Source organism: Paenibacillus sp. FSL P4-0338 (genome assembly GCF_038002365.1).
Lineage (GTDB): Bacteria > Bacillota > Bacilli > Paenibacillales > Paenibacillaceae > Paenibacillus_AQ.
This window is the reverse complement of the sequence record NZ_JBBOCG010000001.1, coordinates 653,534-671,921: the sequence shown is the minus strand read 5'-3', so window position 1 is coordinate 671,921 and position 18,388 is coordinate 653,534. Positions and strand designations below refer to the sequence as shown.

12 protein-coding genes are annotated in these 18,388 nt (G+C 51.9%); 4 read left to right on the top strand and 8 right to left on the bottom strand.

From position 1 onward, the window contains the following. Positions 1 to 11: 11 nt before the first annotated feature. Both MKZ07_RS02795 and MKZ07_RS02790 read right to left on the bottom strand, forming a co-directional pair. Positions 12 to 2,936 (bottom strand): extracellular solute-binding protein, encoded by a 2,925-nt coding sequence (locus MKZ07_RS02795; protein WP_083677921.1) that lies wholly within the window; start codon positions 2,934 to 2,936, stop codon positions 12 to 14. Positions 2,937 to 3,026: 90 nt separating this feature from the next. Next, the gene (locus MKZ07_RS02790; RefSeq protein WP_036693410.1) at positions 3,027 to 4,418 is read right to left on the bottom strand and encodes an ABC transporter substrate-binding protein; all 1,392 of its coding nucleotides are present in this window, start codon (positions 4,416 to 4,418) and stop codon (positions 3,027 to 3,029) included. A 256-nt stretch (positions 4,419 to 4,674) separates the two neighbouring features. On the opposite strand from MKZ07_RS02790, the gene MKZ07_RS02785 reads away from it, so the two are divergent. The 4 genes from MKZ07_RS02785 (at position 4,675) to MKZ07_RS02770 (ending at position 9,840) form a co-directional block, all read left to right on the top strand. Beyond that, positions 4,675 to 5,442, top strand: a complete 768-nt coding sequence (locus MKZ07_RS02785; RefSeq protein WP_036693414.1) for a helix-turn-helix transcriptional regulator — start codon at positions 4,675 to 4,677, stop codon at positions 5,440 to 5,442. 678 nt (positions 5,443 to 6,120) lie between these two features. After that, positions 6,121 to 7,035 carry an ABC transporter permease subunit gene (locus MKZ07_RS02780; protein WP_036693417.1) on the top strand — a complete coding sequence of 305 codons (915 nt, stop codon included), beginning with the start codon at positions 6,121 to 6,123 and terminating at the stop codon, positions 7,033 to 7,035. Continuing rightward, positions 7,032 to 7,997 (top strand): carbohydrate ABC transporter permease, encoded by a 966-nt coding sequence (locus tag MKZ07_RS02775; RefSeq protein ID WP_200869192.1) that lies wholly within the window; start codon positions 7,032 to 7,034, stop codon positions 7,995 to 7,997. Before MKZ07_RS02780 ends, MKZ07_RS02775 begins: the two co-directional genes overlap by 4 nt. 46 nt (positions 7,998 to 8,043) lie before the next feature. After that, on the top strand, positions 8,044 to 9,840 hold the full coding sequence (locus tag MKZ07_RS02770; protein ID WP_051493315.1) for a hypothetical protein: 1,797 nt from the start codon (positions 8,044 to 8,046) through the stop codon (positions 9,838 to 9,840). Positions 9,841 to 10,259: 419 nt separating this feature from the next. Here the strand turns inward: MKZ07_RS02770 and MKZ07_RS02765 are convergent, their stop codons facing one another. From MKZ07_RS02765 to MKZ07_RS02740, 6 genes are all read right to left on the bottom strand, one after another. Continuing rightward, positions 10,260 to 11,036 carry an alpha/beta hydrolase gene (locus MKZ07_RS02765; protein WP_076157560.1) on the bottom strand — a complete coding sequence of 259 codons (777 nt, stop codon included), beginning with the start codon at positions 11,034 to 11,036 and terminating at the stop codon, positions 10,260 to 10,262. A 147-nt stretch (positions 11,037 to 11,183) separates the two neighbouring features. Beyond that, positions 11,184 to 12,089: a GNAT family N-acetyltransferase gene (locus MKZ07_RS02760; RefSeq protein ID WP_036693422.1), complete on the bottom strand. Its 906-nt coding sequence runs from the start codon at positions 12,087 to 12,089 to the stop codon at positions 11,184 to 11,186. Between the two features lie 200 nt (positions 12,090 to 12,289). Beyond that, positions 12,290 to 14,314, bottom strand: coding sequence for a right-handed parallel beta-helix repeat-containing protein (locus MKZ07_RS02755; protein ID WP_036693424.1), 2,025 nt, complete (start codon positions 14,312 to 14,314; stop codon positions 12,290 to 12,292). A 275-nt stretch (positions 14,315 to 14,589) separates the two neighbouring features. Continuing rightward, positions 14,590 to 15,531 (bottom strand): carbohydrate ABC transporter permease, encoded by a 942-nt coding sequence (locus MKZ07_RS02750; protein WP_051493316.1) that lies wholly within the window; start codon positions 15,529 to 15,531, stop codon positions 14,590 to 14,592. 16 nt (positions 15,532 to 15,547) lie between these two features. Next, a complete protein-coding gene (locus MKZ07_RS02745) occupies positions 15,548 to 16,522 on the bottom strand; it encodes an ABC transporter permease (protein WP_036693425.1) in 975 nt (324 codons plus the stop codon). Between the two features lie 94 nt (positions 16,523 to 16,616). Beyond that, positions 16,617 to 18,359 carry an ABC transporter substrate-binding protein gene (locus MKZ07_RS02740; RefSeq protein ID WP_235218376.1) on the bottom strand — a complete coding sequence of 581 codons (1,743 nt, stop codon included), beginning with the start codon at positions 18,357 to 18,359 and terminating at the stop codon, positions 16,617 to 16,619. Between the last annotated feature and the right edge of the window lie 29 nt (positions 18,360 to 18,388).

The following is an 18,388-nucleotide window of genomic DNA, read 5'->3' as shown; positions in this document are numbered from 1 at the left end:
CAGCCTCCAACCTAATACGGAAGTTTGAATTCCTTCCGTTTGATCTGAATTTCATCGTTAATGTAGATCAGATAATCCGACAGGGCTTCACGCGGATTCACCTTCCCGTTGACCACCTTGCGGAACGCATTATCCAGATGCCGGCCTGTGAAGTAGCCGCCCGGAACCTGAGGGTTACCTTTCACCCATTGCCACTGGCTCTCCAGCTCCTTGTAATCCTTCACCGGCCACGGCAGTTCCTCCAGCGCTTCAATGTTCGCGGTCGGATAACGTGCCGCTGCTCCCATAAGCCCTTCCATTTCCCGGCCGTACTGGACCTGGGTGTCCTTGTCTGTCCACCACTTCATGAATTCCCAGGACGAATCCTTGTCCTTGGCATTCTCCAGCAGCATGACACCGGTTGTATGGCTGGCTACGCTATGGTCCACCGTGCCGTCCGCCTGCTTCGTTCCCGGCACCACCGTGAATTCCCACAAATTGCGGATTTCCGGCGCCATTACCGTCAGGCTGTTATAGATGGTATAATCGGCAATCCCGATCGGGATCTCGCCTGTACGGAAGCGGTTCGGAAAGTCCACCTTCACCGGGAACTTGTAATTGGTATAGAACTGGGTCCACTTGTTAAATTCACTCATGGAGGTCTCCGAGTTCAGCGCGCTTCGCTTCTGATCATCCGTATACAACTGCCCGCCGTTCTGATAGAGCAGCATGGTGAAGGCCGCATTGGGCACCAGCGTCGCGTTGTTCAGTGTATCCTCCAGCGGAAGATAGAACTCCAGATTATGTCTCTGCAGAACAGAGACCACATTGTAGACTTCCTCCCACGTAGTAGGCGGCTCCAGGCCAAGCTCCTGCAGAATATCCTTCCGGTAAAAGAGCATCGGGAAGATCTGCTGCTCAGGCAGCCCGTAGACGCTTCCGCTGTACTTATACGGGGTGAGCGCACTGTCCCGGAACCGGTCAGCCACTTCTTTGAAATCGGCGAACTGGGACAGATCGGCCGATGCTTTGCGCATCGCATAGTTCACTGGAAGGTCCTCACCGATCTGCATGGCTACATCCGGCCCTTCTCCCGCCAGGGTTGCCGGCAGCAGAATGTTCGGAGGTACCAGCCGCAGCGCCACGGAGATGCCCGTATCCGGTGTGAAGGTATCGTCAATCATGCTCTTCATCACTTGAGCCTGATCCCGGCCAGTCGAAATCCAGACCGTAATCGCCTTCTGGTTCTTCGTCACATTACCGATACTGTCGTAGTCTTCGGTATACGAGGCACCATAGGCTCTCAGCTCATGCTTCAGCTTCTGGAAGAAGGTCGCCTGCGCAGACGGAAGCGGCTTATCCGGCGCCGAGACCACCAGCGAATCCAGTGTCAGCGGCTGTTCCCGCACGCTAAGAATCCAGGTTCCCAGACCGCCGACATTCGTCTTGAAGGAGACCAGCCGTTTGGCTACCGTGTCCGGGTGCTTAGCCATATCTTCCAGCTGGGTGACCATCGAGTACAGGACTGATACCTTGTCGCTGCGTTCTCCGGTGGCCTGCTCCAGATATTCACCGACACTGCGGATAATCTCCGCCTGCTCCCGGAATACCTTGGTCATGTCCGGTATCCGCTTCTCCAGCTGATAGTCGCGGAACTTATCCGGGTTATTGGAGGTAATCGCCAGAATATTGCGGTACATTTCATTCAAAGTCAGGACACTGGACTGGATGGTGCGGACCAGCGGTGCGATATCGCCCAGGGTCACGGTCAGCCTCAGCTTGTGCTTCCCTTCTGTAAGATGGAACAGATAAGGATCTTCCCCGCCGAGTACATTCATCTGCCAGCCGGGAGAGTAATTGAAGCGGATCTGCTTCATCTCGGTGAACGGATATTCACCGTCAATGGTCAGGCTGCGGTTGGCATAGACGCCCCGGAGCTGATTCTGCTTCTCCTTGAGCGCTATCCGGTACAGACCTTCTTCAGGGACATCAATCTCCCATTCGATCCATTGCCCCGGAAGCTTCCAGTTCACCCCGCCGATAGTGTTGATCCTTAAATTTGAGACTGCATAAGGAACCACTGCCGGGCTGGAGCGGTCGGATAACGGGTATAGGGTAGGCGAGGATTTAGCGGATGCCGCTTCGGCCTGGACCTCGATATATGGCTCTTTTACCGGCTGAAGGCCCTTAGTCTCATACTGCTGCTTAGCCTCTGCATAAGACTGCACTGTCCGGTCCTGGAACAGCTCAATATAATCAATAGCCATCGGCTCACGGAGTGCGGTCAGCGACAGGGTCTGGTTCCCCTGCTCCAGGTAGAAGGCATAGGGCTCCTCATAGAAGCCTTCACTGTCCGCTATGACCGTGGACTGCCACACCGGCTGCTCCACCTGTCTGGGGCGCAAATCGTTGCCGCGGTCATCCTGCTTAATGACCTCTTCACGGTTCCCCCAGACCCGGTCGAAGAGCAAGGTATCCGCTCCCTTGAACGGTACCTCCCGGTTGATAGATAAGGAACGCTCAATCGACGAGCTTTTACCTTCCACCGGATAATAATGAACCCGGATGTTATACAGCCCGGATTCCGGAACCGGCACCTCCCAGGAGATGGTTCCCGATTCCGGGGTAATGACTGCTGTTCCGTCAAGCCCCTCGAATTGCTGCTTCACCTCGAAGGCATCTCCGCTGCCTGGGGAATAGCTCTCCCCTTCGATGCGGATCTCCCGGTCAGGGCGCGGGGCATCCCCGTGTTGCTTCAGATAGGCTTCATAGCTGCCTTCTTCGGCTTCCTGTGCGGCTGCCGTGAACTTGCCTACTGCAGGAGAGTCGGAATGCACAGGCTGCCCCGGGGAATTAAATATCCAGATCGTCCCGGCCAGCAGGACAACAACCAATATAACTGCTATGTTCCTGATTCGAATATTCAATCGTACTCCTCCCCTTAAGCGATGGATCATAAGTTGGTGTATTTCAAGTTCCAGCATATAATTGCCGCAAGAATGGGAACAACAGTCCGCGGGGGACTGTTGTTCCATGCGGGTATCCGTTTATTTTTTGTAGACCGCGTCTACAGAAGCCTGAACCTTCGCCTTGTACTTCTGAATGACAGTAGATGCCGAGGTTCCCTTCTTCAGTTCGTCAATCATCTCGTAGTACGGCATGGTCGAGAAGGTGTTATGGTTCGTAAGCAGCATACCGCCTTCGACCAGCTTGGCATTGTTGATATCGTCCTCGTTGTCATACGTGCTCTCCAGGGAAGCCTGCTTCGGATAATCGTAGATGGACTCGATATCGTTGATCTTCTCCCAGATATACATCAGCTGGTCCGGATTCTCGGCCTTCTTCGGAATGGTCAGGAACTGGACATTGGATTCCACACTATGGTATTCGGTAGCATTAGGTCCTTTTGGAAAAGGAACAAAGCCGATATCATAATCCTTCATATCCGTCTTGAAGCCGTTCGCCTCATAATCTGCTCCCGCATACATCAGCGTGTTCCCCTGGCGGAAGAACTGCGCCGGTTCCTGCCAGTCCCCGCCTTCGGTCGGCCGCGCTACCTTCTCAGCTCCCAGCTTAGCGATGAACTTGAAGACCTCCAGCAGCTTAGGATCATCCAGATTCTGTTTGTCCTCAATGGTCAGATCGGTCTCGTTGGAGGCCATCGCCATTTCCAGGAACCCGCCTGAGGCCAAGCCCCATACATCAAGTTTCCCGTTGTTATCTGTATCCTTGTTCGCTTCTTTGGCGACTTGAGTGAAGGTCTCCCAGTTCCAGTTATCCTCGTTCACATATTCCTGGAGCGGCTTCATGCCCAGCTTCTTCATCAGTGTGCGGTTATAGAATACCCCGCTGATCAGGTTGCCCGCATTCTCCGAGAAGCCATAGCCCCGGCCTTCATATTGCGAGAATTCTGTAGTCATCCGCTGATTGAAGGCATTCTCATTCTTGGTATACTCGTCAACCGGCCAGAACATATCCTGCTTCGTCAGCACCGGAATCATATAGCCCTTGCCCATTCTGACAATATCACCAAGCGGTTCACCGGCGACCAGTGAAGCCACTACCTTCTTCTGGTATTCACCGAAATCCAGCGCTACATATTCAACCTTGAAATTATGCTTGGCCATCAATGCCTTCAGATTCTTAGAACGCTGAATATTATCCGGGTTATCCTCGGGAATCTTCATATCCCACCAAGAGACAATCTTAATCGTTCTGCCGCCCATATCGAAATCCTTTTCCGGTGTAGCATTGCTCGGCGCCGCAGTTGGTGTAGCGTCCGCAGTGGCCTCAGCTGCCGGAGCCTCCGTAGCTGCCGCCGGCTGGGCTGATGCTCCCCCTCCGGCGTTCCCGCCGTTCCCTGCTCCTCCGCCGCAAGCCGTCGTTGCAGCTAATAACAACATACTAATGAATACTGACATTACTTTTTTTGCCCGCATGATCTGTCCCCCCAAGTATGAATGACTTACCTCGAAAGTTTAGCGCTTACATTTTCAGGCAGCAACCCGTCTAACTTCAGGTGTTCACCTGTCAAATTATAGGTCGGGTCCGCAAGTCCTTATCCACCGGGCAACCGGATTTCGATCAGGTAAACAAATGGAGCCTGGTGCAAGAATTGCACATTGTAGCGCCCGGCTCTGTTGCACATAATGAATGAAGGAAGCTTAACTTCTCTCTGAAAGCGGGGTCATCAGGTTGTACAGAATCTTATGTGTAGAGCGAAACCGTCAGGTGCGGGAGATCGCTTCTTATATGGCAGGGAGCAGACTTAAGAATTTCATCATTCATGCGCATGCTGATTATTCATCCGATATTCTGCGGCTGATCCGCAGCGAGGGAATTTCACTGGTTCTTCTGAATATTAGGGACGCCCATACGCCGGGCATGAGAGTCTGTGAGCAGATCAGGCAGGGTAGCTCCGTTCCGATTATCCTGCTCGGGGGCAGCGGGGATTTCGGGTTGGCACGCCAAGCCTTACTCTATAATGTAAGCGATTACTTGACTGATCCAGTAGACCCCGCTGAGCTGGGCAGGAGCCTGGAGGCGGTTAGACGGGCGCTGGCTCCGGCCGGCAGACCGGCTGCTGCGGAGCAGGATTATCCGGAGTTCACCCTTCAAAAAGAGCAGCCCTCCCCGTCTCCAATTGTCAGTACGATCAAGCAATACGTGGATGAGCAGCTCCATCGTAATATTACGCTCAAGCAGATTTCCGACTCCTTGAACTTCAATTGCGCCTATCTCGGACAGAAGTTCAAGCAGCAGGAAAATATGTCCTTCAACGAATACCTCCTGCGCCAGCGGATGGAGAAGGCCAAGCTGCTGCTGGAAACGACCGACATGAAGATCTATGAGATTGCAGACGCTGTGGGGTATTCAGAAATCGACTGGTTCTACAAAAAATTCAGAGAATACACGGGAACCAGCGCCAATGAATACCGCAAGCAATGCTTCATCACCGCCTGAGGCGGAAGAGAATGGAGGGAGCGGCGAGTACGAAATCTGGAACAAGGCTCTGAGTAAGTACGGCCGCTGCCTGCCAGACCATAGAAGCGCTGCTCCCCGTCCATTATTGAAAATAAGTGTACTAATACCCCTCATTCGGCTCATCTGCCCACATTTGATGAAATCAGGTGTATTAATACACTTCATTCCGCTCATCCACCCACATTTGATGAAATCAAGTGTATTTATACTCTTCATTCGGCCGATCCGCCCGCTTTTGATGAAATCAGGTGTATTAATACCCTTCATTTAGCTCATCCGTCCACATTTAATGAATTGGTGCAATAATGCTCCTCACCACTCTTTCGTTTCCCACTAGCCTCCCATATACCTTTCTTCCCACTCCTATGAACTCCCGTTTCATCCGCGTCTCCTGCTTTTCTCCCTTGCCTCTCCCATGCAATTGCCCTTTCCGTCCGCGTCTCCTTCATCTTACAATAGATCAATAATTGGTGAGGATCGGTCATTGTAGGAAGATAGACGATAACTTATTATAGTTTCATACATGAAAGCGTTATCAAAACTGGAGTTGCTTACTGAAGAAGGGGGATGACAGACAGACAAGATGCCAGGGATTGCTTGCCCCGGCTTAGCTTCAGGAAGCAATCATACAAAGAGAATATGATGAGGAGTGAAACAATGCGCAGCCAGAGCATGAGAAGCAATTCGTTCCGGAAATTCCTTTACATCTCTCCCTTTATGCTTTTACTCGCTGTCTTTGCCTACTATCCGCTCTATGGATGGGTCTATGCATTTTTTGATTACACCCCGCCTATCCCATTGTCCCAATCTGAGTTCGTCGGCTTCAAATGGTTCCATTCGTTAGTCGAAAATCAGGTCAAGATCGACCAGTTAATGCAGGTCATCTGGAATACCTTCGGCATCAGCGGACTGGGCATCCTCTTCTCCTGGCTCCCGATGATCTTCGCCATCTTCCTGACCGAGATCAAGGCAGTCCGTTTCCGCAAATTCATCCAGACGGTCACCACGCTGCCGAACTTCATCAGTTGGGTGCTTGTGTACTCCCTCGCCTTCTCCATGTTCTCCAGTGAGGGGATGGTCAACGGCTTCCTGCATATGACTGGGCTGACCGATTCTCCAACCATGTTCCTGCAGAGCTCCGAGCATGTCTGGTGGACGATGTGGGCCTGGGCTACCTGGAAGTCACTCGGCTGGTCCGCCATTCTGTACATCGCAGCCATCATGGGCATCGACGAATCGCTGTATGAAGCGGCTTATGTAGACGGGGCTACCCGGATGCAGGTCATCCGCCATGTCGTGCTGCCAAGCATGATGCCAACCTACTTCGTCCTGCTGATGCTCCAGATTGCAAGCTTCCTGAATAACGGATTGGAGCAGTATTTCGTGTTCCAGAATGCGTTTAACAAGGACACTATTCAGGTTCTTGATCTATATGTGTATAACCTCGCCATGGGCGGCGGCAGCTATTCCGTCTCCGTTGCGATCAGTATGCTGAAGAGTGTAATCAGCGTGGTGCTTCTCTTTTCGGTGAACGGGCTGTCCAAAATGCTGAGAGGAGAGGGCATTGTATGAGTGACAACCAGACCAGTCTTACGCCAAACACCCGGGAGATCGACATCACCAAAAAAACGGTCAAAATGCAGGTCAGTGCTGCCGATAAAATCATCTCCACTATTATCTACATCCTATTCTCACTGTTCGCCTTCATCTGCGTTTATCCGTTCTACTCGATCATTATCAATACGATCAGCGCGAACGACCTAAGCGCCAAGGGCGAAATTATTTTCTGGCCTAAGGGGATTCATTTCCAGAATTATATCGATGTGTTCAAAATCCCCGGTCTGGGCAATGCCTTTATGATCTCTCTCGGCAGAACAGTAATTGGTACGCTGCTGACCGTCGGCGCCTCGGCCTTCCTCGGATTTATGTTCGCCCAGGAGGACATGTGGGGCAAGAAATTCTGGTACCGCTTCACCATCATCACGATGTTCTTCAACGCCGGGATCATCCCTTGGTATCTGACCATGAGATCGCTGCATCTGACGGACAACTTCCTGGCTTATATTCTTCCGTCCGTAGTAGCACCCTTCTTCATTATCCTGGTCAAAACCTTCGTCGAGGCAACACCGAAGGAGCTTCAGCAGGCGGCCAGCATTGACGGCGCAGGAATCTTCACGATTTTCTACAAAATCATTCTGCCAATCAGCAAGCCGATCCTTGCAACCGTTGCCATTTTCTCGGCGGTTAACCAGTGGAACTCCTTCCAGGATACGCTCCTGCTGGTGACGGACAGTAAGCTCTACAGCTTACAGTTCATTCTGTATAACTACATCAACCAGGCAAGCTCCTTGTCGACCATGGTCAATCTGCAGAATGCCGGATCAACGGCCATGGCAACTCTGGCGACCAAGCAGACCTCTACCTCCATCCGCATGACCGTAACCATTATCGTAGTCGCACCTATTCTGCTGGTATATCCGATCTTCCAGAGATTTTTTGTAAAAGGAATTATAATTGGTGCGGTCAAAGGCTAATCCGCCAGCGCCATTTATGATACATTAAACATTCGGGGGGCTACACATGAAAACACATCATAAGCTGGGCAGAAAGTCCGCGCTGTTACTAGGGACGACCATTCTACTGGTAACAACGGCGCTAAGTGGTTGCAGCGGTAATTCCAACAATGGAGGAGCTGCTGCGGGGACGGCCGAACCCGGAACACCTACTGAGTCATCCGATCCGGGCACTAGCAAAGGCATCGATCACAGCAAACCTCTAACCATTACGGTATTCGACAACGCAGCTAACTATCAAGGCGAGCAGACGGGATGGTATGGCAAGCTGCTTAAGGACAAATTCAATATCACGCTGAACATTCTGGCTCCGCAGGTAGCGGGCGACCAGCTGTACAAGACCCGCTCGGCATCCGGTGACCTCGGTGACCTCCTGATTATTGAGAACAGCCAGCTCGAGGAACTGATTCCGGCAGGCATGATTATGGATCTAACCGACATGATTAAGAACACGGAGCATCTGTCCCAATATGTAGACAATCACTTCAAGCCGTTCAATGTGGCCTTCGAGAAGCAGAATCCGGACGGTAAAATCTATGCTCTCCCGGCCTTCACCGCCGATACTTCGCCAACGACCTTTTCGGAAGAGCTGCCTTACTCCAGCCCGATTATGCCTTGGGATTATTACAAAGGAATCGGCGCTCCGAAGCTGAATAATCTGAACGACCTGATGACGGCCCTGAAGGACATGCAGGCTAAATATCCGAAGACTCCGGACGGCAAGCCGATTGTTCCGATTACGCTGTGGAAGGACTGGGACGGCGGAAGCATGGAGAATGTCCGGTGGCTGAGTAACTGGTATGGCTATGAGCAGCCGAACGGCACGACAACTATTCAATTGAATGCCAAAGGCGATATCGTTCCGATCGTGGACGACAACAGTATGTACAAGAAGATTCTGCAGTTCTATTATGACGCTAACAAAATGGGTCTCGTCGACCCGGATTCCCCTTCCCAGGACTGGAACAAGGTATCTGAGAAGCTGACCAACAAGCAGGTGCTGCTCCTGTGGTACTCCTGGCAGAGAGGCTTCTACAACACGATTGAACGCGGCAACCAGGGTGACGGCAACGTAGCCGTTCCGATCGGCGATACCCATCTGATCCAGAACAGTGATGCTTACTTCGGGAACGGCAGAGTGTTCGCCATCGGCTCCAAAGCGAAAGAGCCGGAAAGAATCATGGAACTGATGGACTGGATGTCCTCACCGGAAGGCCTGCGTTACTATACCAACGGCTTCGAAGGCTTCAACTATGAAAAAACACCGGACGGCAAATTTAAGCTGACCGAAGTTGGTCAGACTGCATTCCAGGAAAACACCCCGGTCCCTGCTGAATACGGCGGCGGCGGTTACCAGGATGGCCAGAGTAAAGTCAACTCGATGATTATGAGTGATTTCGTGACCGACCCGGAAACCAAAGAGTTCTATAACAGCACCTACTGGGCTTCCACCATTGAAGCCAACAAGACTGCGCTGACTACAGACTGGCAGAAAACCTATGATGCTACTACTCCGACCGAGTACTATACGAAGAACAACATGATCGACATCGTGCCGAATATCAACACCAGTCTTGGCTCCGATTCCTCTGACGTCAAGAACAAACGCAGCCAGATTTCCGATTATGTCAAGAACACCTCCTGGAAAATGATCTTCGCCAAGGACCAGGCCGAATTCGACCAGCTCTGGACCAAGCTGAAGAGCGATGTCGAAGGACTCGGCTGGAACGATGTCTTCGCCGTAGACAAGGAAAGAGCAGACAAAATCGTTAAAATGCGTGCTGATGCTGTTGCTAATAAGTAAGCAAATGAGCATTACTGCGTAAGCTGTAAAAGTAAAAGAAGAGGCAGCCCCAGAGCCATTATATAATGGCTTGGGACTGCCTTTTTTGGCAACTTCCGTCTCTCAATTCCGGCCAACTAACCAACATCTCCAGCCGTTCAAGTACCTCTCGGGCAAACAACTGGATAAACGTATCTTAATTTCCCGCTTTCTAAGGATTACCCGGCAACAAGTGGAAAAAGCACAACTAATTTTGAGATTTCACCCACTTCAGGTGAATTGCGATGAATTAAGTGCCGTTTATCCATCTCCTGTTCCCGTGAGGGAGATTGGTTCATCAGCAAGTGTATAAAATCCATCTACTCCCGCGCGATTTCTTCTGCCGTAGACTCATCCGGCCAGAATAAGAGACCCCCGTTCCCGGACGCCCCCTACACCCATTAGAAAATAAGCTGAGCGAACTGGTACAAGCCGTTCTTCCAGACCGGCCAGTCATGGTCGCCCTGCTCTTCTACCCAGATATGCGGCACATTATGTTCTAAGAAGTAAGCATGGGTGCGGTCGCTGACATACTTCAGGCTGTCCCGGTCTCCGCAGGATAACCAGAGCAGGTTAAGCGCGTCCGCGACCTTTTGCGGGTCGGGTACCAGCATCTCCGGCTCCTTCGTGTTAGGTGCCGCAGAGAAGGCTCCCACCCAGGCGAAGCGGTCCAGATTATTCAGACCCATGTTGAGCGATTGCCCTCCGCCCATGGACAACCCGGCCAGCGCACGGTGCTCCCGGTCCGTCAGCACAGAATAATTCGCTTCAATATAAGGGATCAGATCGTTCAGCAGATCAGACTCAAAGGCCCCGAAGGCTTCCAACTTGTCAGGCGCAAAGATGTCGCCCTCCGCCCGGTCGTTCTGCATCGCCCGGCCATTCGGCAGCACAACAATCATCGGCTTCAGCTTGTGATCGGCATACAGGTTGTCCAGAATAATCTGCGGCGTGCCGTGAGTGTACCATTCGTCCTCATTTCCGCCAATGCCGTGCAGCAGATACAAGACATTATATTTCTCTGTGCTGGAATAGCCGGGGGGTGTGTATACTCTAGCCTTCCGGGTGTTGCCAACTGTGGCAGAGGGATATTCGATCATCGTGATCTTACCACGCTCAATCCCTGCTTTCTCCTGATCATATCCCGCTGCTTGTATTGTATACTTCTGATGGTTCATGTCCAAAGCTGCTCATTCCTCTCATAGATTATATGTATATCTCTACACTTTGTTTATTCGATAAACTAAGTGTGAAATCCTGCTGAGGAACCTGCTGCGAAAAAATATATATGGAGCATGGAAATCCATTTATAACGCCTGTACGGACTAGATTTGACGTTCATACACATACGAATGGACTGGAATAATCTCCACCGGCTGCAGGGATTGATATAGAGCATTAGCCTCAGCAGAAAACCCCGTGATATAGGCCGTTGTCACCCCATGCTCCTTCAGCCGCAAGAAACACGCGGTAACCACCGCTTTACCGAAGCCGCGTTGCCGGTAATCCGGGTGGGTCCCAATCGTCTCTATAACCGCGAACCCGTTATCCTGATCTACGAATCCGAAACAGAAGGCAACAGGCCGCCCTTTATCATCCACTACCGAGAAATCAAGCTCCGCACGATAGGATTGTAGATCCTTTCTCCAGTAATCTGAGTTCCTGACATTGACATCATCCGGAGAAAAGATCTGCTCAATCAATTCACTCTTCGCGCATTCGTCTGTCCCTTCCGCCATTGAGCGGATATAGAATCCTTCTTCCAGCTTCAAAGTGTAATCCGTATCCGCAAGATCATACCTTCGGGTATTCCCGATATGAGAATCTTGCACAAATCCTTGGTCTAATAATGCCTGAACCTCCAGACCATAGGGATAACAATCGGTGTTGAGCTTCTTTTTCCCCTCGCCCCATATATTCCGGGTACATTCCACCATCTCGCCTGCCAGCTGCGGATCATCCGGGTGGACAATTAAGCTGAAGAAGCTGCCCCCCGATTCGGAAATGAACAAGCCTATGATCTCACCAGCTTCATTCTTCCATAGGTGTGCATTATTTTCCATGAAATTAGGATCTGTACTCTTGGGCGCTTCGTACCGGTTCCAGAACTCGAATCTGACAAATTCCCAAGTCTGAAGCTTACCCGTCAAAGGTACCATTTTTCTCAAAAAGGCATGAACATTGTTGAAGTTTTCCTCGGTGTCTAGGTACTTTTCATTGAATGTCTTCATCTCTTCATCTCCCTTCGACTCTCATCATTTCATCCTTCTTCCATTATATGTAGGCTCACTTCACCTTCATAGGCAGAGATCGGCTATAACCATCTGTACTATTGCATCACCATTGTTGCACTTCATGCAGAATTTCTCATTTCATGCACCACACAAAAGCCTGTCCACAGGGACAGGCTCTCAGTCATAACCATTCCGTTCTACAGCACTATTTTCAACGCAGCATTCTCTGTTAATTCAAACGGTCCAGGCGTCACATTCGAGTCCGGACGCTGCGTACCGAAGAAGTCGCGGTCGAACCGGTACGGTGAGCCGTCCGGCTCCTCATAGCGCATCTCGGCGTGATAGCTTCTGCCCAGCAGATTCGTGGTGACCACGGTCGGCGCGGCTGCACGCAGCAGCTCAGGGTTCACGATATGCACCTGCACCTTGCCGGAAGCCGGATCAACCTCAATCTCAATGCCTTTGTCAGCATAGACCTTCGCGCTGCGCTCATGCGCACCCGGCACCGCATCTTTCAGATACAGATTGCCTTGAATGGCTACAGGAAGGGCCATCTGTTCGGGATGGAACGGCTTGCCGGAATCGATCATCGATTTGATCTCTGCTTTGGTGTATTCCCACCACTGCTTATCCAGCGCATTCGGATGCTCGTTGTAGCCGCCCAATCCGACTGGATGCAGATAACAGCGGGAATTGTCCGGGATACCGTCCATTACCCTCTCACCGTTATCATTAAGCTGCTCTCTCGGGGCAAGCGGCAGATGCTCGAAGAACGTCATCGGCACAACCTCATTGTCCTTGTCCTCATCACGCAGGAAGATATTGTTATAATATCGGTCATCGCCGCCCGTGAAGTTGCTGTACCCGGCAATGGCTGTCTCATGCGGCATATGGTACGGCGTGTATCGGGTAAGCTCGGGGCGCACTACGAACCTGCCAGCGAACAGATTATGGACGAACGCGCCGCCCTGGGCCATATTGCGGAAGTTCATCGGCGACAGGAACAGGTTGTGATCGACCATATAAGGACCGTGGCAGACCTCCATGAAGAAATCCTCGGACAAGTTGTCGTAGAATACGTTCCGGCTGATACGGGTGCCCTGTGCCTGCCAGTCCAGCCATAACGCCCGGTAGGAGCTGTAAATAACATTGTCGCAAATTTGGGTATCCAGTGAAGCATGAAGCTTGATTCCGCCAACCTCTGCCCCGTGGAAAATCCGTTTATGATGGATATTATAAATCCGGTTCTGGACAATCTGGCTGAAGGCCCCGCCCAAATGGCCGACCACTCCGGCCTGCTCACAATCATGAATTACATTATTGCGGACGATATGACTTCCAATGTTGTCCTTATGCCAATCCTGGCGGAGTGCGCGGAAAATAACCTCCTGCTCCCGCTGCGTCCCGCCCTTCATCCGGCCATTTGACCACTCGTTGTGCCCGGTTGAGATTTCTTTGCCCAGGCTCACCCCTGTACATTTGGACTCGCAGATGTGGTTGTCCTCAATGATCCAGCCCTTGCTCCAGTGGGGTCCGATCAGCCCTTCCTGCAACGCCGTCGGCGGTGCCCATTGAGGAGATGCCTGGCGGAGTGTGAAGCCCTTGACGGTTATATAACCCCGTCCCGTCTGCTCCGGCCAGAAGCAATAAGGACGAACGCTGATCTCCACATTCTCCCGGCGCGGGTCCTTGCCCCCGAAGCTCGCCCATATCCTGGTGGAAGCCGCTCCTGCTTCTGCATACCACTGGAGCAGAGAGTCCGCCGGGTACTTGGCCTGCGGCCAAACCTTAGGATCGCGCAGCTTGGTAACGCTATCACATTCATACAGCGATTTGCCGTCCAGATAGACCTCCCCCAGATGCGGCTCGAACGCCCCTTCGAACAGCCAGTCGCCATACAATTTCTCCTTGAAAGGATTGCGCACAGCAAACAGGCTGTTCGGCACCTCCGTGCTCCAGACACCGTCTCCTTCATCCTGCCAATCTGCCACCGGCTCAGCGCCTGTGATGACAACCTCCCCATCTCCGGCAGCCTGATAGATAATCCTCTGATCCTCAGTCCCTCCGTTACCCGGGCTCACCCATTCCCTGTATGTCCCCGCATGAACGGTGACCGTATCTCCTGGCTCCGCCAGCGCCGCAGCGCGGGAAATGGAGCGGAAGGGCTTGTCTGCTGTACCGGGAGCCTGATCGCTCCCTTGCATTGCAACATGATATTCCATATGAACATCCTCCTCTTTCTTATATGTCATATGGACATTTTAAATGAAAATACTATATTATGCTATAACCATGTATACAATCCCAAGTGGAAACGGCTTTGCCGTCCTTTTTAAGGACGGTACCGTTTCAGCGGGAAATAGAAGGATAAGTTATCGTGTGCAACATATAAATTCTTATATTTTAATAGAAAAGACCGCAGGCCTTGTACATCCGGCTTACGATCCTTCTATGATAATTACCCCTAAGGGAGAACTCTTGTATACAATTAGACACTCTATCCTTTAACCCCGCCGACCATCATGCCTTTGACAAAATACTTCTGCAGGAACGGGTACACCATAATAATCGGTACGGAAGCTACAATCGTCATCGTTGCCCGCACGGACATTGGCGTGACCGCATTCTGCTGGCCTCCGGTAGCTCCCTGGATCATTCCGTCCAGCGAAGAGGTGCCGGTGGTGGTATTGGAGTTCTGCAGAATCTTCTGCAGCTCGTATTGCAGGGTGCTCAGCTTCTCATCCGAGGAATTGTAGAGGAACACATCGAACCACGAATTCCACTGGAACACCCCTGAGAACAGCGCCACCGTGGCAAGGACAGGCACTGTTAGCGGCAGAATGAGGCTGAAGAAGGTCCGGTAATCCCCCGCCCCGTCAATTTTCGCCGATTCGATGATGCTCTCCGGCAGATTTTCAATGAAGGAACGGATAATAATCAGGTTGAACACCCCGATGATCCCCGGAAGAATGTAGACCCAGAAGCTGCCGACCAGTCCCATATCCCGTATCAGCAGATAATTGGGAATCAGGCCGCCGTTGAAGTACATCGTCATGATAAAAGCTACCGTGATGAATTTGCGCAGCACATAATCCTGTCTGCTAAGCGTGTAGGCCAGCATGGCCGAGCAGAAGACGGTGACTACCGTTCCGATCACGGTGCGCAGCACGGAGATGAAGGTCGCATGAAAAATCGTGGCCTCTCTCAGAATATAAGTGTAATTCGCAAGCGTCCATTCTCTGGGCAGCAGGTAGATTCCGCCTTTGATAGAGTCTTGCGCGTTGTTAAGCGACACTGCAAGGACATTCACGAACGGATACAGGGTAACGATCATTAGTGCGATCATGAAGCAGTAGTTGCCAATGACAAACAAGCGGTCGCCGGTGGAGGAGCTTATTCGGGGCTTGCGTTTTTTCTTCTGGACAGCTGCGGTTTCCATGCCTGCGCCTCCTTTATTAATACAGTCTGGCTTCGCCCATACGCTTCGCGGCATTGTTCGCCATGAACAGCAGGATGAAGCTGACGACCGTCTTGAACATTCCCGCTGCGATGGACAGGGAGAAGTTACTCTGGGCAATTCCGTATTTCAGCACGAATATGTCAATGTTCTCGGAATAGTCCACATTCATGCCGTTACCCAGCAGGTACTGCGGCTCGAATCCCGATTCCAGCAGATATCCGATATTCATAATGAGTAGGACAATCACAACAGACTTGATGCCCGGAAGCGTGACATAGATCATTTTCTTGAACCGGTTCGCGCCGTCGATCTCTGCTGCTTCATACTGCGTGGGATCAATTGTCGTCATAGCGGCCAGGTAGACGATGGTGTTCCAGCCGATGTCCTTCCAGACGGAGCTGGCTCCGAAGATGGTCCAAAAGTATTCCGGGATACCCAGGAACAGAATTTCATTGCCGCGGTCAAGGAAGCCCAGACCCACCAGCAGCTGGTTAATGGTACCATCCGGGGACAGCGTTGTCTGAATGATGCTCGCCGCCACGACCCAAGAGATAAAATGCGGCAAATAACTGACAGTCTGCACTACACGCTTGAACGCAATATTGCGTATTTCATTAAGCAGCAAGGCCAGGGTGATCGCGGTGACGAAGCCGAAGAACAGGTTAATCGAGCTCATCGCCAGCGTATTGCGTAACACCCGGAGGAAGCGGTCGTCCCCGAACAGAAATTTAAAATGCTCAAAGCCAATCCAGGTCTGTTCCATGAACTTCCTGGCCGGCTTGTAATCCTGGAAGGCGATGCTCCAGCCCCACAGCGGCAAATATTTGAATACAAACAGCCAGATTAGAAAAGGGACCGACATCACTGCCAAGGCCCGCTGCTGGCCCAGCTTTTTGAAAAACAGCCGCATCCGGCCCGGCTCCTTATCCGCCGCCGGCCGGGATAACGCAGGTACCGTATTTTTATCCATCCGTATCTCTCTCCTTCAGCGCACCGGGTGTCTAAGCGGCAAGCAGGAAAGACCAGCACCTCGGTGCAGCCCTGGTCCTTCCCGCCGGTTCCGGCTATTGGTTCGCCATTTCTACCTTCGCTTTGACTTGCTCAGTGGTCCATTTCTCATAACCCGCAGTATCCAGCTTGCCGAATTCCTTCATGTATTCCTCCCAGACTGCATCGAACTTATCGGGAGTCGTCAGCACCAGCTTAGGGAAATATTTCTTCGTCATTTCATCCTTGCTGGCTTCCCAGAGCTGTTCCGGAGAATTCTGCTCCTTCGCGAAGCCCCACGCCGGGAAGTATGGACGCGGAACCGGTTCAGCGAACAGCTGGCTGTAGGTCTGTACGCCGTATTTCTCTAAGATTGCCTTATCCTTGTCGGTCAGCGTCATCTGGAAGACCTCGGGCTGGCTGGCAACGTTCTTGGCATTTCCGTCAGCCAGGGTAGAGGTGGCATTGTACATCGGCCAGTTCCAGCTGAAGTATTTGAAGCCGAAGCTCTCTCTGAACGGCTCGTCAATCTTGTCGATCTGCTCCTGCGTACGGTAGTAGCGGCCCTTCTCATTCACTTCATACGTCTCGCCTTTGATACCCCAAGACATCAGGGTCTGGTTCTCTTCGGTCAGCATGTTGTCGAAGAACTGGATGATGCGGACCGGGTCCTTGGCACTGACGGTAATCCCGATTCCACGGTTCGTTACTAGGCCCCCTGGCGGATCAAGATAAGCATCTGGCGTGCCTTCCTCGAAGGTTACCGGCAGCGGGAAGTACTTGAAGCCGTCCAGGGAAGGATCCTTACGGGCGGCATCCTTCAGCACATTCAGCGCATTATCCACCTGCCAGCGGTAGTCGAAGAAGCCGAGCACCTTGTGGGAGGTTAATTTGGCGATATACTGGTCATAGTTATCGACGAAGGAGGCTTTATCGAACAGACCGGCAGCATTGAGGTCATTCAGCGCCTTCAGCCACTTTTTGGTGGACTCTGCACCGGCATAGGTCTTGGCTTCCCAGGTATTGGTATCCACGGTAACGTTGCCGTCATTCGGATAGCCCATCAGATGCATCGGCGGGTTGGAGGTGGCGAAGAATCTCCAGTCATGCGTAAGAGAGACCATCCCCGTCAGATTCTCATCCTTGTGCTTGTCGCGGTAATTCTTAATCAGCTCTATATATTGATCCAGCGTCTTGATCTTCGGATAACCTGCTTCCTCCAGCACACGGCGCTGAACCCAGAATCCCGCCCCGGCTTCCGGCTCAGGAATGAAATCGTTCACCTGGGCAGCAATCGGCAGGAAATAGATTTTACCGTCCTTGGAGCGCATCTGATTCAGGGATTTGCCATAGACACGCTGGATGTTCGGCCCGTACTTCTCAATCAGCTCATCGAGCGGGATGAATGCGCCGGCATTAAGCACTTCCTCTATAGCGGCATCGGGAATCAGCACATCCGGGTAATCGTTGGCGGCAATCATGGTTCCAATCTTGGTATTGAGGTCGCCCACCACGAATTCCAGCTTGAAATTGACACCGGTCTGATCCTCCAGCAGCTTGCCGATGGTCGTCTCATTGGTATTTCCATCCTTCGAGCCGGCCACCCCGTTGAAGATTTTGAATGTTACCTTATCTTGCTTGGGTTCGGTCTCTGTGGTAGCAGCGGCGCTTGTCGGCTCCGTCGTCCCTGTATTATTCTTCTTGGCATTATTAGGCCCCGAGCAAGCTGTCACCACGGATAATGAGACGACTGCCGTCAGAGCGAGAAGCCATATTCTCTTGCTTTTACCCATTGCCTGTACTCCCCCTTGTAGATTCATGGTTTAGTGCTCCTTTAGTATAAAAGCGT